The organism is Deltaproteobacteria bacterium GWC2_65_14, assembly GCA_001797615.1.
In the GTDB taxonomy this organism is placed as follows: domain Bacteria; phylum Desulfobacterota; class Deferrimicrobia; order Deferrimicrobiales; family Deferrimicrobiaceae; genus GWC2-65-14.
The window spans coordinates 1-19,381 of sequence record MGPV01000036.1; the positions used below are offsets into that span (position 1 = coordinate 1).

15 protein-coding genes and 2 pseudogenes are annotated in these 19,381 nt (G+C 66.8%); 16 read left to right on the forward strand and 1 reads right to left on the reverse strand.

What is annotated here, in order from left to right:
* Positions 1–61: 61 nt before the first annotated feature.
* The 5 genes and pseudogenes from A2X88_07605 to A2X88_07625 all read left to right on the forward strand — a co-directional run bounded on the left by A2X88_07605 (position 62) and on the right by A2X88_07625 (position 5,025).
* The gene (locus A2X88_07605; protein OGP34186.1) at positions 62–265 is read left to right on the forward strand and encodes a tautomerase; all 204 of its coding nucleotides are present in this window, start codon (positions 62–64) and stop codon (positions 263–265) included.
* Between the two features lie 183 nt (positions 266–448).
* Positions 449–941, forward strand: a pseudogene (locus A2X88_07610) (hypothetical protein).
* 108 nt (positions 942–1,049) lie between these two features.
* The gene (locus tag A2X88_07615; GenBank protein OGP34187.1) at positions 1,050–1,628 is read left to right on the forward strand and encodes a superoxide dismutase; all 579 of its coding nucleotides are present in this window, start codon (positions 1,050–1,052) and stop codon (positions 1,626–1,628) included.
* Between the two features lie 89 nt (positions 1,629–1,717).
* Positions 1,718–3,676 (forward strand): hypothetical protein, encoded by a 1,959-nt coding sequence (locus A2X88_07620; protein OGP34188.1) that lies wholly within the window; start codon positions 1,718–1,720, stop codon positions 3,674–3,676.
* Positions 3,673–5,025 (forward strand): hypothetical protein, encoded by a 1,353-nt coding sequence (locus A2X88_07625; protein OGP34189.1) that lies wholly within the window; start codon positions 3,673–3,675, stop codon positions 5,023–5,025. Before A2X88_07620 ends, A2X88_07625 begins: the two co-directional genes overlap by 4 nt.
* A gap of 157 nt (positions 5,026–5,182) precedes the next feature.
* Here A2X88_07625 and A2X88_07630 read toward each other — a convergent pair whose 3' ends face one another.
* A complete protein-coding gene (locus A2X88_07630; protein ID OGP34190.1) occupies positions 5,183–5,653 on the reverse strand; it encodes a hypothetical protein in 471 nt (156 codons plus the stop codon).
* Between the two features lie 163 nt (positions 5,654–5,816).
* Here A2X88_07630 and A2X88_07635 point away from each other — a divergent pair, with 163 nt between their 5' ends.
* The 11 genes and pseudogenes from A2X88_07635 to A2X88_07685 all read left to right on the forward strand — a co-directional run bounded on the left by A2X88_07635 (position 5,817) and on the right by A2X88_07685 (position 19,381).
* Positions 5,817–6,593, forward strand: a complete 777-nt coding sequence (locus A2X88_07635) for a hypothetical protein (protein OGP34191.1) — start codon at positions 5,817–5,819, stop codon at positions 6,591–6,593.
* Entirely contained in the window at positions 6,586–8,310 is a 1,725-nt protein-coding gene (locus tag A2X88_07640) for a hypothetical protein (protein ID OGP34192.1), read from the forward strand. Before A2X88_07635 ends, A2X88_07640 begins: the two co-directional genes overlap by 8 nt.
* 293 nt (positions 8,311–8,603) lie before the next feature.
* Positions 8,604–9,023, forward strand: a complete 420-nt coding sequence (locus A2X88_07645) for an enoyl-CoA hydratase (GenBank protein ID OGP34193.1) — start codon at positions 8,604–8,606, stop codon at positions 9,021–9,023.
* A 19-nt stretch (positions 9,024–9,042) separates the two neighbouring features.
* Complete coding sequence (locus A2X88_07650; GenBank protein OGP34194.1) at positions 9,043–10,254, forward strand: hypothetical protein; 1,212 nt, start codon at positions 9,043–9,045, stop codon at positions 10,252–10,254.
* Positions 10,255–10,383: 129 nt separating this feature from the next.
* A complete protein-coding gene (locus tag A2X88_07655) occupies positions 10,384–12,327 on the forward strand; it encodes a hypothetical protein (protein ID OGP34195.1) in 1,944 nt (647 codons plus the stop codon).
* Positions 12,297–13,052: an ABC transporter ATP-binding protein gene (locus A2X88_07660; protein ID OGP34196.1), complete on the forward strand. Its 756-nt coding sequence runs from the start codon at positions 12,297–12,299 to the stop codon at positions 13,050–13,052. The genes A2X88_07655 and A2X88_07660 overlap by 31 nt, the downstream gene beginning before the upstream one ends.
* A gap of 8 nt (positions 13,053–13,060) precedes the next feature.
* Complete coding sequence (locus tag A2X88_07665; protein ID OGP34197.1) at positions 13,061–13,768, forward strand: ABC transporter ATP-binding protein; 708 nt, start codon at positions 13,061–13,063, stop codon at positions 13,766–13,768.
* A gap of 103 nt (positions 13,769–13,871) precedes the next feature.
* Positions 13,872–15,089 carry a hypothetical protein gene (locus tag A2X88_07670; protein OGP34200.1) on the forward strand — a complete coding sequence of 406 codons (1,218 nt, stop codon included), beginning with the start codon at positions 13,872–13,874 and terminating at the stop codon, positions 15,087–15,089.
* The gene (locus A2X88_07675; protein OGP34198.1) at positions 15,086–16,402 is read left to right on the forward strand and encodes a hypothetical protein; all 1,317 of its coding nucleotides are present in this window, start codon (positions 15,086–15,088) and stop codon (positions 16,400–16,402) included. Before A2X88_07670 ends, A2X88_07675 begins: the two co-directional genes overlap by 4 nt.
* A 274-nt stretch (positions 16,403–16,676) precedes the next feature.
* Positions 16,677–18,704: a hypothetical protein gene (locus tag A2X88_07680; protein OGP34199.1), complete on the forward strand. Its 2,028-nt coding sequence runs from the start codon at positions 16,677–16,679 to the stop codon at positions 18,702–18,704.
* Between the two features lie 127 nt (positions 18,705–18,831).
* Positions 18,832–19,381, forward strand: a pseudogene (locus tag A2X88_07685) (hypothetical protein).

The window sequence follows — 19,381 nt, forward strand, 5'->3', positions numbered from 1 at the left end:
CGGGAGGAGGGGAACTCCTCCTGTTTCTCTGAAGGACCCCGCGGGAAAGGAGAGGCGTGCCATGCCGTACGTGAACGTGAAGATCACCCGGGAAGGGGCCACGGCCGAGCAGAAGGCGGAAGTGATCCGCCGGATGACGCAGGTTCTGGTGGAGGTGCTGGGAAAGAACCCCGAGACCACCATCGTCGTGATCGAGGAGGTCGATACCGACAACTGGGGGATCGGCGGAAAGACGGTGACCGAGCGGCGCAGACAAAAGGGGTGAGGCGGGACCCGGGAGGATCCATCCCGGGATTTTCCGGAGGTGATGGCAGGCAGCTTCCGTAAAAATCCCTGGTCCGACTCAAGTAATCAGAGGATCCTTTTCTCTTCTTCCGGAATATATCTTGACAATCCGTTTCTTGCCGAATCATCATGAGGTATTCCAAATTTTATTTCGGAGGATTGTATGGACAAGAAGGTGTTGATCGAGCTTACGACGGAAATAGTATCGGCGCATGCTTCCGTAAATGAGATGAAGCGGGAGGATCTTCTGGACGAGATTCAGGCCGTGTTCCAGAAGTTGAGTTCCCTGGTCGGCGTGGAAGGGGATGCCTTGGCGGAGGGAACCGGGGAAGTCAAGCCGGCGATTCCGGTGCATGCGGCGTTCGGATCGGACAAGGTCTATTGCATGGAGTGCGGAAAAGGGTTCGTGACGCTGAAAAAGCATCTGGCGGTCGCCCACAACCAGACCCCGAAGGAATACCGGAAGAAGTTCGGCGTCCCGTCGAAAACGCCGCTCGTGGCGCGGAAATATTCCGAATCGAAGAAGAGGATCGCGCAAAAGCTCGGCCTGGCGGAAAAGCTCGCCGCGGGCCGGAAGAAGCGCGCGAAGTAGCGGAGTCGCCCCGCAGGAACGGACATCCCGCCCGCCCGGCGCTCCCGGGCGGGCATGTTATTGAAAAAAACCCCCCGCGTTCCCCCGCCTTGAGGCAAAATAGAGGGAAGGAGCGATTTTCGGGATTTCCCGCCGTCGATACCCACCGAGTCGTTGCGAAAGGAGGCGCAGGATGCCGTACGCCGCGAAGGATTACAAAAAGCTGATCGGGATGAAAGGATTCAGCGACACCCTGTTGACGAACCATTTCAAGCTTTACGAGGGATACGTGACGAACACGAACAAGGCGATCGACACCCTCGGGGCGATGCTTGCGGAGGGAAAGACCGGAACCCCAGAGTATGCGGAGATCAAGCGCCGGTTCGGATGGGAGTGGAACGGCATGCGGCTCCACGAGTACTACTTCGGGAACCTGGGCGGCAAGGGAACGCTGGACCCCGGAAGCCGGCTCGGCAAGGCGCTGGCGGCCGAGTTCGGCAGCGTCGAGAAGTGGGAGGCCGATTTCCGGGCGTCGGGAGCGATGCGCGGGATCGGATGGGTGGTCCTCTACCAGGACACGGTCGGGAAGAGGTTCTTCAACAGCTGGGTGAACGAGCACGACATGGGGCATCCGGCCGGCGCCTCGCCGATCCTGGTACTGGACGTCTTCGAGCATGCCTTCATGACCGACTACGGGCTGAAGAAGGCGGACTATATCGCGGCGTTCTTCCAGAGCATCGACTGGAAGGCGGCCGAGGCGCGGCTGACGTAGCGCCGGATCGCGCGATCCGAAATCATCGTACCGGGCTATCCAGGGAAGATCCTGCATAGCCCGTTTTTTTCAGGAGACGACGCCGCCCCGTGGACTACTACTCGCAAGGAAGCCTGGTCGCCGCGATCGTGGCCCTGGCGATCGCGGGGTACCTGAGGGTCTGGGCGAAGAACGACCGGGAGGCCTGCGCCTTCGCGGACCTGTCGTTCCTGATCTTCCTCTGGTGCTTTCCCGAGTACCTCTGGAAGACGCTCGATTCCGCCTTCTGGCACAAGGTGAGCCTGGCCGGGGTGATGTTCATCCCGCCGTTCGTGCTCCGGTATGCCGGGACGGCGGTGCCGACGCGGCCCCGCTGGTACTCCACTCTCTTTATCGCCGGGGTCTGGACCGGCGCCGTCTTCGCCCTCGCGATGCTGGACGACCGGCTCTTCGAATCCCGCTGGTACAACGTCGCGGCCCTCTTCTACATCTACCCCTACCTGGGACTCTCGCTCTACATCGTGGTCCGGCACGGCTTCGGGGCGAACCCTTCCTCGATCGAGCGGAAGAAGTACCAGTTCCTGCTCGTCGGCGGCGGGATCGCCAGCCTCGTGGCGCCGATGAATTTCCTGCCGGGAACGGGGGTGGCCTTCCCGCCGATCGCCGCCTTCGCGGTCCTGCTCTTTTTCTACTTCATGGCGACCGGGATCCTGCATCTCCATTTCTTCGAGTTCCCCGACATCGTGGGACGTGCGATCATCCTGGTCATCCAGGTGTTCGCCTTCGCCGTGGTCTTCGGGGTGCTGGAGCTGGTCTCCGGCCGCACCTTCTGGTTCCCGCTCGCGGGGATCTTCCTCATCTCCTTCTTCCTGCTCACCTTCTACCCCGTGATGATGCGCAAGCTCGGAAGCATCTCCTCGGAACTGCTCGTCCGGGAGTCGCGGAAAATCCAGGCGTGGGTCGGAGAGTTCGCGAAGCGGTTCCCCGAGTGCTCCTCTCTCGGGGAGATCGTCCGGACGGTGGAGGAGGCGCTGGGGGGAGTCCCCTTCGTCGCGCGGGCCTCCCTGTGGATCGCCCCCGAGGGAGGGGTCGATGACGGGATCGGGGTGCTTCCCGTGCGCCCCGACGAGTACCTGCGGGCCTTCTCCCGCTTCTCGCGGCGCTTCTCGATGCTCCGGTTCCTCGAGCACGGGGGGTCGCGGGCTGGGGACGTCGCGCTCTGGGAGGATTCCTGGGACGCCTCCTTCCCGATCTTCCTGCGGGGGGAACTCGTCGGCGTCGCCCTCTTCCTGTGGAAGGAGAAGCGCCCCTCCTTCCGGGAGATGGAACTCTTGATCCCGTTTCTGGAGGGGATCGGGCTCGCGGTGGAGAATGTCCGGCAGAAGCAGGGGATCCGCCGGAAGGAGCATTTCGCCACCGTCGGCGAACTGGCGGCGGGGCTGGCCCACGAGGTGCGCACCCCCGTCGGCGTGATCAAGGGGGCCGCCCAGTATCTCTCCCGGGAGGCGGTCCCGAAGGACCGGGAGTTCCTCTCCATCATCGTCGAGGAGGCGGACCGCCTGAACAGCGTGGTGACCGAGTTCCTCGAGTATGCCCGGCCGGAGGACAGGCCGCCCCGGCAGATCTCCCTCCGCGAACCGGTGGAGCGGGCCCTGGAGCGGCTTCTCCGCGAGAAGGGGGAGGAGGCGCGGAAGGTCCGCCTTCAGTCCCACTTCGGGGAGCGGGAGGTCCTGGTGAACGCGGATCCCCCCGGGATCGAGCGGGTGGTGTTCAACCTGCTGACGAACGCGGTCGAGGCGATGCCCGACGGGGGGGACCTCTTCGTGCAGATCCAGGACGGAGACGGGCAGGCGAAGGTCTCGGTCGAGGATACCGGGAGCGGGATCACGGAGGCCGACCGGCGGAACCTGTTCCGCCCCTTCTTCACCACCCGGGAGGGGGGGGTGGGGATGGGGCTGGCCATCTGCCGCAGGATCGTGGAGGAGAACGGCGGGACGATCACCGTGGAGAGCGTGCCGGGGAAAGGGAGCCGTTTCACGGTGAAGTTTCCCCGGGGGGGCGGACGATGAGCGGGAAGATCCTGGTGGCCGAGGACGACCGGAATCTGCGGCGCGTCCTCAAGGCGATGCTGGCCCGGGAAGGGTACGAAGTGGAGGAGGCCCCGAACGGCACCGCCGCCCTCGAATGGCTTTCCGGAAACCGGGCCGACGTGGTGATCTCCGACATCCGGATGCCGAAGATGGACGGGCTCTCCCTCTTCCGGCGCCTCCGGGAATTTCGGCCCGACCTGCCGGTCATCCTGATCACGGCCTACGGGACGATCGGAGACGCGGTGGAGGCGATCCGCGCGGGCGCCTTCGATTACATCTCCAAGCCGTTCGACGAGGCGGAACTGCTGCGCGTGGTGGGAAACGCCGCCCGCACGGCGGCGGTCGCGGACCGGGAAGGGGCCGGGGGAGGGCATAGCGACGAGTGGTTCGGGATGGTGGGACGATCCCCCGCCTGGATGGAGGTTCGCAAGGTGATCGGGAAAGCCGCGGCGTCTCCTCTTCCCGTGCTCATCACGGGGGAAACCGGGACCGGGAAGGAACTGGTCGCCCGGGCGATTCACCGGATCGGCCCGCGCCGGGAAGGCCCGTTCATCAAGATCAACGGGGCCGCGATCCCCGCATCGCTCTGGGAGGCGGAGCTGTTCGGGTACGAGAAGGGGGCCTTCACCGGGGCTGCCACCTCGAAGCCGGGGCGGTTCGAGCTCTCCCACGGCGGGACCTTCTTCCTGGACGAGGTGGGGGAGATTCCTGCCCCCATGCAGACGAAGCTTCTCCGGGTGCTCCAGGACGGCGAATTCGAGCGGGTCGGCGGCGTGAAAACCCTCACCGCCGAGGCCCGTCTGATCTGTGCCTCGAACCGGGAGCTGCACAGGGACAAGGAGAGGAAACGGTTCCGGGAGGACCTCTATTTCCGGATCAACGGGATCCCCGTCCACCTCCCTCCCCTCCGGGAGCGGCGGGAGGATATCCTCCCGCTGGCGGAGTTCTTCCTCCGCCGCGCCTGCGGGGACACCGGCGTGGGCCCGGCGCGGTTTTCCCGGGAGACGGCCGAGATCCTCGAGAAATATCCCTGGCCCGGGAACATCCGGGAGCTCGAGAACGCCGTCGGACGGGCGGTCGCCCTGGCCGAAGGGCCGGAGATCGCGCCGCCCGACCTCTGCCTCGCGCTCGCGGACATGGAGGATCCGGGGGGCGGCTCCTCGGCGGAGGAGACGAGGTTCCACGAATCGGTGCGGGAGCACAAGCGGACGATCATCCGGCGGGCGATCCGCAGCGCCGGGGGGAACAAGACGAAGGCCGCGGAGATCCTCGGGCTGACCCCCACCTACCTCTCCCGTCTGATCCGCATCCTCAAGGGCGAGAGCTGAGGCGACCCCCTCCCGGCGCATCCTCCGCTCCGGCGCACCCTGTCCTCCAAGCGCCCGGTGCAGGCTCCCCCGGTAACCGGGGCCCCTGGCTCGCGGGTGACGCAGTTGAGCCCTCGGAACGGGGCGCATCACGGGCGGAGCCGGAAACGGCGCCCGCTCAGCGGGCGAGGTCGGTTTCGACGGCTCCGGACAGGGAGAGCAGCTCCCCGGGTGTCGTGCGGAACATGTTGTTCGTCTCCCCGGCGGCCGGGTAGATCGTTTCGTACCGGCGCAGTGAGGCGTCCAGGAAGACCGGAAGCCCCGCGGGCAGCGCCACCGGCGAGACGGCGCCGACGGCGAACCCCGTGTGGGTGACCAGGTCGTCGGGACCGGCCAGCCGCACCTTTTTTCCTCCCCGAAGGGCCTTGACCTTCTTGAAATCGATCCGCCGGTCTCCGGAGATCACCACGACCACGGGCGCCCCGTCGACCAGGAGCAGGATCGTGTTGGCGATCTGACCCAGCTCCACCCCGAGCTCCCGCGCGGCGAGTTCCGCGTTGTGGGTCGACTCCTCGAAGGTGCGGATCTCCCCGTCGACCCCATGCGCTTCCAGGACGGCCCGCACCTCCCGCTCCCCTTTGTCCGCCATTACCGTCGACCTCCCCGATGGGCTGGGCTCCCATTATAGCGCAACCCTTTCCCCGCGCCGGGAGGGGCGCCTCCCCCTGTCGCTGCTTCCGCCACGATCCAGGGTTACCGCTGGGCGGGGGAGAACGGGTAGAATAAGGCGTTCCCAGGGAAGGAGGTGAGCCATGGTTTCCCTGTCCGTCCTGGCGGAGGTCGCAGACAGCCACGGGGCCCCGCTCTGCGGGGTGGCGAAGGCGGAGGACCTTTCCGGCAACGCGGAGGAGATCCGGAAGATCCTCCCCGGTGCGCGCTCCGTCGTGGTGCTCGCGGTGCCGCACTCGCGCAGCGCCATCGAGTCGGCGGATGTCCAGGTGGCGCAGTACGACACGGTTCACGCATACGACGAGGCGGCGCGGGCGTCGCACGCCGTCGCCCGCAGCCTGGAGCAGAAGGGGCACCGGGCGGTAGCGGTCCCCGCGTTCATCCCGATCGACATGGCGCCGCCGAAGCACGGGATGAAGGGAGCGGTCGACTGGAGGAAAGCGGGCGTCCGGGCCGGGATCGGCGGGTACGGGGAGAGCGGCCTGCTCGTGACCCGGGAGTTCGGGCCGGCGGCCCGGTTCGGCGGGGTGTTGACGGACGCGGAGATCTCCCCCGGCGAGCCCCTTCCGGAGACGCCGTGCATCCGGTGCAACCGGTGCGTGGAGGCGTGTCCGGCGGGCGCGCTGTCCGGCGGCGGGCGGATCGACAAGCGGAAATGCGGGGAGAAGATCTTCTCCGGGGGCTACCGCACCTGGAGGAAGTTCCTCCTGGACCTGATCGAGGCTTCCCCCGAGAAGCGGAAGGAGATGACCGGCAGCCAGGTCTCCCTCGAGCTCTGGCAGAATTTCATGACGGGGAACTACTACTACTGCTTCGCCTGCCAGGCGGCCTGCCCGGTGGGGAGGGCGGCGCGTGCCTGAGCGCAAGGCGATCCTCGGGACCGTTCTCGACTCGCTGGCGAGCGGGGTGGTCGCGATCGACCGGGCGGGAGACATCGTGGTCTTCAATTCGGCCGCCTCGCGGCTCCTCGGGGTTCCGCCGGAGGAGGCGCTGGGGAAGAACCTCCTCGCGATCGTCCCGAACGCGGGGCTGGTGGACGTCCTGCGCACGGGGGAGCCGGAAGCGGGGCGCACCCAGGTGATCGGCTCCCGCACCGTCCTGACGAACCGCTCTCCCATCTTCCGGGACGGAGAGCTGATCGGCGCCGCCTCGATCTTCCAGGACATCACCGAGATGGAGAAGGTCTCCCGGGAGCTCGACTCGACGAAGACGATCGTTCGGACGCTGGAGGAGGTGCTTTCGGGGGCCGGCGAGTGGATGGTGGTGGTCGACGCGCAGGGCGCGATCACGATGATCAGCGAGGCCTACGCGAAGTTCAACGGGACCACCGTGGCGGAGGCGATCGGCCGCCACGTGACCGGGGTCATCGAGAACACCCGGATGCACGTCGTCGCCCAGACCGGGGTTGCGGAGATGGGGGAGAGCCAGAAGGTCCGGGGGAGGGACGTGATCGTCAACCGGATCCCGCTCAAGGAGGGGGACCGGATCGTGGGGGCGTACGGCCGGGTGGTCTTCAAGGATGTCGAGCAGCTCCGCGAGCTGGCGGGGAAGCTCCATATCCTCGAGTCGAAGGTCCGGTACTACGAACAGGAGCTGACCCACCTGCGGGGATCGAGATACACCTTCGCGAACATCGTCGGGGAGGGGGTCGCGATCGCCGCCGCCAAGGACGAGGCGCTCCGGGCCTCGCGGAAGGACTCGACCGTCCTGCTCCGGGGGGAGACCGGGACCGGGAAGGAGCTGTTCGCCCACGCGATCCACGCCGCCGGACCCCGGGGGAGCGGCCCGTTCATCAAGCTGAACTGCGCGGCGGTGCCGGCGGAGCTGCTCGAGTCGGAGCTCTTCGGCTACGAGGAGGGAGCCTTCACCGGCGCGAAGCGGGGAGGCAAGCCCGGGAAGTTCGAGCTGGCCAACGGCGGCACCCTCTTCCTCGACGAGATCGGCGACATGCCCTACCCGATGCAGGCGAAGCTGCTGCGCGCCCTGCAGGAGAAGGAGGTGGAGCGGGTCGGCGGGACCGCCACGCGGCTGGTCGACATCCGCGTCATCGCGGCGACGAGCCGCAACATCGAGGAGTTGGTCGGGGAGGGGAAGTTCCGCGCAGACCTCTACTACCGGGTCAACGTGATCCCGATCCGGATCCCCCCGCTGCGCGACCGGAGGGAGGATATCGACCCGATCGCGGACTGGATCCTGGCGAAGCTTTCCACGCAGGGTGGAGAGCCGAAGCGGAGCCTGTCGCCGGAGATCCGGGAGATTTTCGCCTCCTACCCCTGGCCCGGAAATGTCCGGGAGCTCCACAACGTCCTCGAGCATGCGGCGGCGATGTCGCGGGAGCCGCTGCTCCTTCCCGAGCATCTGCCGGCCTACCTGCTCCGGGCCGCCTCCTCCGGGGAAAAGCGTTCGATCCCGGGGTCGCTTTCCAACGTCAAGGCGGAGGCCGAGCGGACCGCCATCCTCGCGGCGCTGCGGGCGGCCGACGGGAACAAGTCAAAGGCCGCCTCCCTGCTCCGGATCCACCGGGTCAAGCTCTATGAGAAGATGAAGCGGTACGGCATCCCGTCCCCGAGGGCGTAAGTCTCCCGCACCCCACACCTCTCTGTACCATAATTGGTGCATGTAGCTTTTTGGGTACACAGGAAGCAACCCTTCGGCAGAAAAAGGGTTTTTCGCGTGAAAACTGGGCTGGAGAAATAAATGTACCTTAAATGGTACGTGATTTCGATGGCGGCATATTTCGGCAATTTTGGGAAAACGATATCCGTTAGGCATGTTACAGGGGAGTTCGCCGGGAGGGGGGCTGACGGAGCCGGGGCACCGGCCTTGCAGTAAACAGGGTGCATCCATCGAAAACGCGCGGGGAGAATCCGATGTACTCCGTGGGCCAGTCTGCCGAGATGACCAAGGTCTTCACCGAGGAGGACATCTTCCTCTTCGCGGGGATCACCGGCGACCGGAACCCGGTCCACATCTCGAAGGAATATGCGGAGAAGACCCGGTTCGGGGAGCGGATCGCGCACGGGATCCTGACCGCGGGTCTGATCTCCGCGGTGATCGGGATGAAGCTCCCGGGGCCCGGATGCCTCTACCTGTCGCAGACCCTTTCGTTTCTCGCCCCTGTGAAAATCGGGGACGAGATCACGGCGCGGGCGGAAATCGTGGAGGTGATCTCCGAGAAGCGGCTCCGGCTCAGGACGCAGTGCATCAACCAGCGGAACGAAGTGGTGCTCGAAGGCGAGGCGATTATCGTTCCCCCGCGGCCGGTGCGGGGAAAACAGGGAAACTCTTGACGAAAAAGGAGGGGAAGCGATGAGAAAGACAGTACTGGTGCTGGGATTGGCTCTTCTGTTCGCGACGAGCGGCTTCGCCGCGGACACGATCAAGCTGGGTGGGATGCTCCCGCTCTCGGGAAGGGCCGCGGACCTCGGGATCACGTGCAAGCAGGGTGCTGAGCTGGCGGTCAAGGAGATCAACGCGAAGGGAGGCGTGCTCGGGAAGAAGCTGGAGCTGCTCATGGCCGACTCCAAGGCCAACGTCCAGGAGCTGGTCTCCCTCTCCAAGCGCTACATCCAGAAGGACGAGGTGAACTTCCTCTTCGGCGTGGTGAGCTCTGCCGGCTCGCTCGCGGTGAGCGAGGTGGCCAAGCAGGAGAAGGTGATCTTCATGGACACGGTCGGCTCGACGGACACGCTGACCAAGGAGAAGTGGAACCGGTACACCTTCCGTTCCGGGACCTGCAACTCCCAGGAGGCGAACTCCCTGTCTCTCTACGCGGCGAAGAAGTACCCGAAGCTGACGAAGTTCTACAACCTGGGCCCGGACTACGAGTATGGCCGGACGATGTGGGCTCTCTTCCAGGCAAAGACGAAGGAGGCCAACCCCAAGGCGGAGTTCATCGGGGAACAGTGGCCCAAGCTCTTCATCCCGGACTACACGACCTACATCAATGCGATCCTGGCCGCGAAGCCGGACGCGGTGTTCTGCTCGCTGTGGGGTGGCGACCTCGTCGCCTTCATCAAGCAGGCCAAGCCCTACGGGATCTTCGAGAAGATGAAGTGGATCATCGCCACCGGCGGGGATATCACGGTGGCCAAGGCGCTGGGCGGCGACATGCCCACCGGGATGATCGTCGACCAGAGGTACTACTTCCACTGGCCGGAATCCGAGCGGAACAAGGCGTTCGTGAAGGCCTACATGGCCGACTACAATGACTACCCGAGCGCCTGGGCGGCGGAAGGGTATGACGGGGTCTACTTCCTCGCCGAGGCGGTCAAGAAGGCGGGCTCCCTCGACACCGACAAGGTCATCGCGGCCCTCGAGGGGCTTACGATCGACGCGCCGCGCGGCAAGGCCACGCTGCGCAAGGAGGACCACCAGCTCTCCAGCGACTTCATGGTCGGAGAGACCGTCTTCGTGAAGGAGTACCCCTTCGCCATCGTCGGCAACACGGAGGTGTTCACCGCCGACCGGGTCCTCTACTCGATCGAGGAGTGGAAGAAGGCGCAGGAAGGGAACAAGTAGGGAAGATCCGAATCGCGGGGCCGCCCCACCCGGGGCGGCCCCGCGCCGCGTGAGAGCGGCGGGACGACAGCCCGCCGGCGACCGGAGCCGTTCTCCGGCAGTTCCGGGAAGGAGGCCGCAGGGACACGCATGACCGCTTTTCCGGACCTCTCGTTTCTGACCGTCCAGGTCCTGAGCGCCCTGCGGCTGGCGGCGTTCCTCTTCCTCATCTCGTCGGGCCTCACCCTGATCTTCGGAGTGCTCAACATCCTCAATTTCGCCCACGGCGCCCTTTACATGCTGGGGGCCTACTTCGCCTACTGGATCACGCTCCAGGTCGCGGGAACGGAAGGCTTCTTCCTCGCGATGGCGATGGCCCCGCTGGGAGTGGCGCTGGTCGGGGCGATCCTGGAAATGGGCCTGCTGCGCCGGATCTACATCCAGGAGGAGATCTACCAGCTGTTGCTCACCTACGCCCTGGTCCTCGTCATCGACGACCTGGCGAAGATCGTCTTCGGGCCAGGCTACAAGTCGATCCCGAAGCCGGCCTTCCTCGAGGGGGCGGTGACGGTCCTGGGGGGGACGGTCCCCACCTACACGATCCTGGTCGTGATCATCGCCCCGCTCGTGGCGGCGCTTCTCTGGTATCTCCTCCACCGGACGAAGACCGGGAAGGTGATCCGGGCCACCTCCTCGGACCGGGAGATGGCCGACGCCCTCGGGATCAACATGAAGGCGCTCTTCACGCTGGTGTTCGCCTTCGGGGCCGTCCTGGCCGGCTTCGGGGGGGCGCTGGCGGGCCCGGCCCGTACGGTCTTTCCGGGCGTGGGGACCGAGATCATCATCGAATGCTTCGTCGTGGTCGTAATCGGCGGGCTGGGCAACCTCTGGGGGGCCCTCGTCGGATCGCTGCTGATCGGGGCGCTGGAGACGGTGGGAATCATCGTCTTCCCCGAGTTCGAGATGGGGCTGATCTACCTGCTCATGGTGGCGGTCCTCGTCATCCGGCCCTGGGGACTGTTCGGAAGACCGCTGAAGATCAAGGCGCTCTCGGAGAAGAACCTGGGGATGGAGGCCCAGGAGATCTCCCCGGTCCATTTCTCCTCCCGCCCCTGGCTCTGGGTCGTCCCGGTGGCGCTGCTGCTGCTCTTCCCGGCCTTCGTGGGCAGGTACTACCAGTACCTGATGACCCAGATCTTCATCGCGGCGCTGATGGCGGTCGCCTTCAACCTGCTCCTGGGGACGACGGGGCTTCTCTCCTTCGGGCAGGCGGCCTTCTACGGGGTGGGGGCATACACGGTGGGACTGCTCCTCACGAAGACCGGAGCGGGGACGATGCCGGCGCTCGGGCTGTCGATCCTCACCTCCGCGCTGGCCGCCGGGATCATCGGGTTCTTCTGCGTCCGGCTCTCCGGGGTCCACTTCGCCATGCTCACCCTGGCGTTCGGCCAGCTCATCTTCGCGATCGCCTTCAAGTGGTACGGGTTTACCGGCGGCGACAACGGGATCCAGGGGATCCCGGTGCGGAAGATCTCGCTGGCGGGGCTCGCCTCCCTCGATATCGGCTCGACGAAGGCGATGTACTATTTCGTCCTGGTCGTCGTAGGGCTGGCGGTGGCGGTCCTGCGTCGGGTCCGTTCCTCTCCGTTCGGGGCCACGCTCAAGGCGATCCGGGAGAACGCGCAGCGGGCCGCCTATCTCGGGGTCAACGTGAAGCTGCTCCAGTGGTCCGCCTTCGTGGTGGCGGGGGCCTTCACGGGGCTGGCCGGCGCGCTCTATGCCCTGATGGAGAAGTCGATCTCGCCCGAGATCATCCACTGGACGAAATCGGCCGACCCGGTGCTCATGACGATCGTCGGGGGGATCTACACCTTCGTCGGCCCCGCCGTGGGAGCGGTGGCCCTGATCGTGCTGAACTCCTACATCGTGGCTTGGACCGAGTACTGGGCGCTCGTGCTCGGGATGGTGCTCCTGCTGCTCGTGCTGCTCCTGCCGGGCGGTGTGATCGGGTTCGTGAACGAAAAAACGCGGGATTTCCTGACCAGAACCGGGTGGATCCGCAGATGGCTTTTCTCGAAGTCCGCCGCATCGTGAAGTCGTTCGGGGGCCTCAAGGCCCTCGACGACGTCTCCCTCTCCGTGGAGAAGGGGGAGATCCGCGCGATCATCGGGCCCAACGGGGCGGGGAAGTCGACCCTCTTCAACGTGATGACCGGGCTTCTCGCCCCAGACGCGGGGGAGGTGCTCTTCGACGGGGAGCGGATCTCCGGGGTCCCCCCCCACCGGGTCACCCGGAAGGGGATCGGGCGCTCCTTCCAGATCACGAACATCTTCCCCCGGATGTCGGTCTTCGAAAATGTCCAGGTGGCGCTCTTCTCCCACCACGGGAACAGCCGCGCCCCCCTCTCCCTCGCGCGGAAGTACGGGGAGGTCGCCGACGAGGTCCACGCGATCCTCGGGCAGGTCGGGATGGCGGAAAAGTTCGACACGTCGGCCTCGGTCCTCTCGCACGGGGACCAGAAGCGTCTGGAGATCGCCATCACGCTGGCCTGCCGGCCGAAGCTGCTCATGCTCGACGAGCCGACCGCGGGGATGTCCCGGTTCGAGAGCCGCGACACGATCGCCCTCCTGCAGAAGATCTCAAGGGAGCAGGGCTTGACCCTCGTCTTCACGGAGCACGACATGGGCATCGTCTTCGGAATTTCGGAAAGGATCATGGTCCTCCAGCAGGGGGCGGTGATCGCCGACGGGACGCCGGCGGAGATCAAGGCCGACCCCGAGGTGAGGAAGGCCTATCTCGGGGAGGAGATCGCGGAGTAGGAGACGCAATGGCGCTGCTGGAAGTATCCTCGATCCACACCTACTACGGGCGGAGCCACATCCTGTTCGACGTCTCCTTCTCCGTGGAGAAGGGGGAGGTGGTGAGCCTGCTGGGCCGCAACGGCGCCGGGAAGAGCACCACCTTCCGCTCGATCATCGGACTGACCCCCCCCCAGGAGGGGGAGGTGCGGTTCCGGGGCGAGCGGATCTCCGGCCTGCGGCCCTACCAGATCTGCCGCCAGGGGGTCGGGTTCGTCCCGGAGGACCGCCGCTGCTTCCCGGACCTCACCGTCCGGGAGAACCTGGAGGTGGCGGCCCGCCGGGAGAAGGAGGTCTCCTCCCCCTGGACCATAGAGCGGCTCTTCGGCCTCTTCCCCGGCCTCCGGGCCAGGGAGAAGAACCTCGGGAGCCAGCTCTCCGGAGGCGAGCAGCAGATGCTCACCATCGCCCGGACGCTGATGACCAACCCCGACCTGCTGCTCCTCGACGAGCCCTCGGAGGGGCTGGCCCCCTTGATCGTGGCCCTGCTGGCCGAGATGATCCTTCGGATCCGCGCGGAGGGGGTGACGGTCCTGCTCGCCGAGCAGAACCTCCACTTCTGCGCGAAGGTGGCCGACCGCGGATACATCATCGACAAGGGGTCGGTGAAATACGAGGGGAAGATGTCCGACCTTCTGGCCGACGAGGAGATCAAGGAGAAGTACCTCGCCGTGTAGACCCCGGGGGCCTGGCTGTGAAAGGAAGGGAACCATGGCGGGATTCGATGAGTTTGCCAGCGAGGCCTTTTCCCTCCCCGGGATCCCCGCGAAGCCGGAGGCGCTGTCCGGGATACGGGTCGTCGAGCTTGCCACGAGGATCTTCGGGCCGGCCACCTCGGACTACCTCGGGGAATTCGGCGCCGAGGTGATCAAGGTCGAGCTTCCCCCGAAGGGCGACCTGATGCGGTACGTGGCCCCGGAGGGGTTCTTCTGGCAGGAGGTCTCCCCGGCATTCCTGGCGCTCAACCGGAACAAGCTCCACGTCACGATCGACGTCCGGATCCCCGAGGGGAAGGAGCTCTTCCTGCGGCTGGCGGAGAAGTCGGACGTCGTGGTCGAGAACCTGCGCGCCGGGACGATGGACCGCTGGGGGCTGGGCTACCGGCAGATCCGGGAGCGCAACCCGCGGATCGTCTATGCCGCGAACTCCGGCTTCGGCCAGTGGGGCCCCTTCTCCAAGGGGCGCGCCTCCTACGACGCGACCGCCCAGGCGGTCTCCGGGATGTCGGCCGTCACCGGGTTCCCCGACCGGCCGCCGGTCAAGGCCGGCTTCTGGGTCGGCGACTACACCGGCTCCCTCCACGCCGGGGTCGCCATCCTCGCCGCGCTGCTGGCCCGCGGAAAGACCGGGGAGGGGCAGCTGATCGACCTCTCCCAGGCCGAAGCGCTCATCCGGTCGCTCGACTGGACCTGGATCTACGCGGAGCGCACCGGCAGGGACCGGGAGCGCGCGGGGAACCTGGACCCCTCGGCCCCCCCTTCCGGGATCTACCGGTGCGCCGACGGCTTCGTCGCCATCTCCGCCCGCGACGGGGAGGAGCGCGCCGCGCTGGCCCGGGCCGTGGGGGAGGACCCCGGCGGCCCGGCGCCCGATCGGGTCGCCGCCTTCGCCGCGACGCGCACCCGGGAGGAGATCCTCCGGATCTCCGGGGAAGCGGGGTTCTCGGCCGCCCCCGTGGAGGGCGGGGAGGAGCACTATCTCGATCCACACCTTAGGGCCCGGGGAACGGTCTGGGAGCTCGACGACCCGCTCTACGGCCGGATCGACGAGTACGGCCCGGTGCCGAAGCTCTCCGGGTCGCCGGGGCGGCTCCGCTGGACCGCCAAGCCGGTCGGGTACCACAACGAGCAGGTCTTCTCCGGGCTGCTCGGCCTTTCCGAGGAGGAGATGGAAGCGCTGGCCCGCAAGGGGGTGATCGGGAAATGGGCCGACATCCCCGGCGCGCGGCCGCCCGGCGCGGCGGAGGGCCGCCAGGCGCCGGAGGGCAAGACGGAATGAACGGCTATGCACGCTGGGCGAAGGAGGCGACCGATCCGGCGAAGGCTCCGGAGAAGCCGGAGGCGCTCGCCGGGATCCGCGTGCTCGAGTACACCCCGGGAAATTTCGGGGGGATGGTGGGCGCTTCGGTCCTTGGCGAGTTCGGCGCCGATCTGATCAAGATCGAGCCGCCGGGAGGGGACCCCGCTCGCCGCTACATGCCGGAGGGGATCTCCGCCGCCGGCACCGGCCTCCCCTTTCTCTCCGAGGCGCGCAACCGCCGGTTCGTCACCCTCTCCCTCGATGGTCCGGAGGGGAAGGAGCTGTTCCGGAGGATGGCCGCGAAGGCCGACGTCGTCGTGGAGACGGCCGGGGCGAAGCGGATGGAGGCGGACGGCATCGGCTACCTGGAGCTCTCCCGCGAGAATCCCGGCCTGGTCTGGCTCTCCCTGTCGACCTACGGCTCCTTCGGCCCGAACGCGGACCGGCCCGTCCGGGACTCCGACATCCTCTGCCAGGCCCTCTCCGGAGCCCCGAGCATCATCGGCGAGCCGGAAGGAGAGGGGGAGCCGATGCGGCACCAGGTTCCCACCCGCCTGGGGAACTGGCACGCCTGGTTCGTGGAAGGACTCTGGGGCGCCTTCGGGGTGCTCGCCGCCCTGAACCACCGGGCCGCGACGGGAAAGGGGCAGTTCGTCGACGTATCCGGCGCCGAGGCGCTGATGAAGTTCGCCGACTACAACATCACCTGGATGCACACCGCGGGGCGCGCCCGGCGGCGGATGGGGAACTTCGACCCGGCGGTCTTCCCCTACACCTACATCCGCTGCCGGGACGGACACACCTTCATGGCCGCCTACAACAACGAGGCGTTCGAGTCGCTGATGGAGATCATCGGGCGACCGGAGCTGGTGAAGGATCCCCGGTTCTCCACCCCGACGAGCCGCGTGCGGATCGAGAACGAGACGGCGCTCCAGGCGATCCTCGAGGAGTGGTCGGAGCGGCTGACGGCCGACGAGATCCTCCGGGCGATCGAGAAGCATACTGCCAACAAGAGCGGCCCGGCGGCCGCCGTGGTCACGGGAAGGGTCAACCGCCCGCTGGAGACCCTCGCCGAGGAGAACTGGTGGGAGAGGGGCTGCTTCGACCGGAGGGAGGACCCGGTCTACGGGCGGATGCTGCTGGCCGCCCCGCCCTGGAAGATGAGCGGGACGCCGCCCCGGATCCGCTCCGTCTGCCGCCCTCCCGGCGCGGACAACGCGCAGGTCTTCGCCGACCTGCTGGGATTGACCGGGAAGGATCTGGTCGTTCTTTCCGGCCGCGGAATTCTGTAGTCCCCGTCCCCCGGGAAAAAGCAAGCCCCCCGGGGCAAAGGCGGGAGCCACGGGGGGCCGTCGAGTCGCCCGCGATTTCAAAGGCAGGGGGTAGCGGGCGAGTAGGCCTCTTCGGGGAGAAGAGGCTTTCCGATCCTGTCGGTTCTATCCTTATCTATCGGAATTCCATCCCGGGAACTTTATGGGAAAATAGAGGAGTATATCCGGGGCGTTTCCGGCTCCCCCGGCGGGGGGTGGGCCGGACCGCCCCCCTGACACAACCGGGGAGACCGTCGTGGAAATCAGCGGAATACTGCGCGACCTGGCCGTGGTCCTTGCGATCGCGACCGCCGTCGCCCTGGTCTTCAGCCGGCTCCGGCTCTCGGTCGTGGCGGCCTTCCTCGTCTCCGGCGCGATCCTGGGCCCCACGGGGGCCGGGCTGGTCCCGGAGCCGGGGATGGTGGAAGCGCTGGCCGAGATCGGCGTGGTGCTGCTCCTGTTCACCGTCGGCCTCGAGATCTCCCCGTCGTCCCTGGGCAAGATGCGCCGGGAAGTGATGTGGGCGGGGGGAGGCCAGGTGTCCGCCACGGTCCTGTGCGCCATGGCGGTCCTCCTGGCCTGGGGTCTCCCGGCCCCGGAGTCGATCTTCATCGGGTTCGTCCTTTCCCTGTCGAGCACCGCGATCGTCCTGAAGGTCCTCACCGACCGGATGGAGATCGACACGGCGCAGGGGCGGCTTTCCGTCGGGATCCTGCTGTTCCAGGACATGGCGGTGATCGCCATGATGCTTCTGGTCCCGTTCCTGAGCCGGTGGGAGACCGCCGAGGGGGCCCGGGTGCTCCTGACGCTCGCGAAGGCGGGGCTCGGGGTCGTGGCCCTGCTGGTGGGGGCGAAATTCATCATCCCGCGCCTGCTCCGCGAGGTGGTGCGCCTAGGCAGCCGGGAGATCCTCGCCCTGACGGTGCTGATGATCGTGATGGGAACGGCCTTCCTCGCGCACCGGTGGGGGCTCTCCCTGGGGATGGGGGCCTTCCTGGCGGGGATGGTCATCTCCGAATCCGACTACGTGCACGAGATCGCCGCCCAGATCTTCCCCTTCCGGGACGTCTTCACGGGGGTCTTCTTCATCTCCGTGGGGATGCTCCTGGATCTGCCGTTCCTCGGACGGAACCTGCACCTGATCCTGCCGATCGCCGTTGCGATCGCCCTGCTCAAGGGGGTCTCCACCGGCGCGGCGATCCGCGCCCTCGGAAACCCATGGCGCATCGCCGTGATCACCTCCGTCGGGCTGGTGCAGATCGGGGAGTTCTCCTTCCTGCTCCTCTCGCAGGGATTCGCGGTGGGTCTGGTCGGGCCGATCCAGTTCCAGTTCCTGCTCGCGGTCGCCATCCTCACCATGGTGGCCACCCCCTCCCTGATCGCGAACGCCCCCCGGATTGCCCGGAGGTGGGTGGCCTGGGTCGCCCCGCGGGAAATCTCCCCGGAAGCCGGGGGGGAGGAGGCGAGGCGGGGGACGGGACTGGAGAACCACGTGATCATCGCGGGGTTCGGGATGAACGGGCAGAACCTCGCCCGGGTCCTGCGGGCGACCCGGGTCCCGTACCTGGTCGTGGACCTGAACGACGCCCAGGTCCGCAAAGGGCGCGAGGACGGGGAGCCGATCTTCTACGGGGATGTGAACCGGCCGGAGATCCTCGAGCGGATGGGCGCCGTCCGGGCCCGGATCCTGGTCCTGGCGATCTCCGATCCGATGGCCACCCGCCGTGCGGTCGGGGTGGCGCGCAGTGTCAACCCCGGCCTGTTCATCCTCGTGCGCACGCGCTACCTCTCGGACGTGGACGACCTGCTGGCGCTGGGCGCGAATGCGGTGATCCCGGAGGAGTTCGAGACCTCCGTGGAGATCTTCTCCCGGGTCCTGGGGGAATACCACGTGCCCGACCATGTGATCCGGCAGCAGGAGGAGCTGATCCGCAGCGGGACCTACCGGATCCTGCGGGAGAGAGCGCTCGTCAGGCCGGACGGGGTGCTACCCGAGTTCGAGGAGTTCCTCTGGAGGAAGGTGATCGAGATCTTCTACCTTTCCCCGTCGTCGGCGTGGGTCGGGAGGCGGGTGAGCGAGCTCCCCGCGGGGAACGACACCGGCATCATCCTGCTCTCCCTGATCCGGGTGGACCGGGCGATTGTCCAGCCGCCCCCCTCCGAAGTGCTGGAGGCGGGAGACAAACTGATCCTCTTCGGCGGACACGCCCCCCTGGCCGCCGTTCTGACCGTCCTCGCGGAACGGGGGGAAGCCGCGGAAGGCGGCGGGGAACCCTCGCGGTAATCCTGCGGACGGACTCTTTCCGTGGTGGCGGCGCCCGGGAAAGGGGTACCGGACCTTCCGGCGGCATGTTAGTATGAAAAAACACTTCCATTTTACCCAAACCCGATCCCCCGCGGGAGGGCTTACGATGCAGTCCGTCCAGGCCGATCTCGTGAAATACGAACGGGCCGTCAGCCGCTACTTCCAGATTCCGGCCTCGGAGCGGAAGACCCGGGACCGGGAGAAGATCCTGCAGCTGCTGGGGGTGGAAAACCCCCAGGAGTTCCTCACCATGCACATCCCCCTGTGGGAGCTCAAGATCGACGAGCTCCTCGATCCCACCACCACCGACATGCTGCCGATCAGCATCTCCCACTCCTACGTGAACTGGGTCCGCGGCGCGATCCGGCTGATGCCGGTCACCGCCCGGGTGAAGATCTTCTCGTCGAAGCTCAAGGCCACGGGGCTCCTGAAGGCGATCCTGTCGCTCCTGGCGAAGATGACGGGGGACGGGCAGAAGGAGTTCGTGGTCACCGACGTGCAGCTCGTGGAGAAGGTCCACAAGGACACCCTGTTCACCGTGAGCGACGGAGAGAGACGGGAGCACCGGGTCTACCTCTCCCGGTTCGGGTGTCTGGGGGAGTATATCCACTCCGGCCTTCCCGGCCTGGTCGGCCTTCCCGCACTGCCGGTCGTCT

Bases quoted from the DNA above. Each gene is read 5' to 3' on its own strand.
- A2X88_07605 (OGP34186.1), top strand. From the start codon at position 62: ATGCCGTACGTGAACGTGAAGATCACCCGGGAAGGGGCCACGGCCGAG.
- A2X88_07615 (OGP34187.1), top strand. From the start codon at position 1,050: ATGCCGTACGCCGCGAAGGATTACAAAAAGCTGATCGGGATGAAAGGA.
- A2X88_07625 (OGP34189.1), top strand. From the start codon at position 3,673: ATGAGCGGGAAGATCCTGGTGGCCGAGGACGACCGGAATCTGCGGCGC.
- A2X88_07630 (OGP34190.1), bottom strand. From the start codon at position 5,653: ATGGCGGACAAAGGGGAGCGGGAGGTGCGGGCCGTCCTGGAAGCGCAT.
- A2X88_07635 (OGP34191.1), top strand. From the start codon at position 5,817: ATGGTTTCCCTGTCCGTCCTGGCGGAGGTCGCAGACAGCCACGGGGCC.
- A2X88_07645 (OGP34193.1), top strand. From the start codon at position 8,604: ATGTACTCCGTGGGCCAGTCTGCCGAGATGACCAAGGTCTTCACCGAG.
- A2X88_07650 (OGP34194.1), top strand. From the start codon at position 9,043: ATGAGAAAGACAGTACTGGTGCTGGGATTGGCTCTTCTGTTCGCGACG.
- A2X88_07655 (OGP34195.1), top strand. From the start codon at position 10,384: ATGACCGCTTTTCCGGACCTCTCGTTTCTGACCGTCCAGGTCCTGAGC.
- A2X88_07660 (OGP34196.1), top strand. From the start codon at position 12,297: ATGGCTTTTCTCGAAGTCCGCCGCATCGTGAAGTCGTTCGGGGGCCTC.
- A2X88_07665 (OGP34197.1), top strand. From the start codon at position 13,061: ATGGCGCTGCTGGAAGTATCCTCGATCCACACCTACTACGGGCGGAGC.
- A2X88_07675 (OGP34198.1), top strand. From the start codon at position 15,086: ATGAACGGCTATGCACGCTGGGCGAAGGAGGCGACCGATCCGGCGAAG.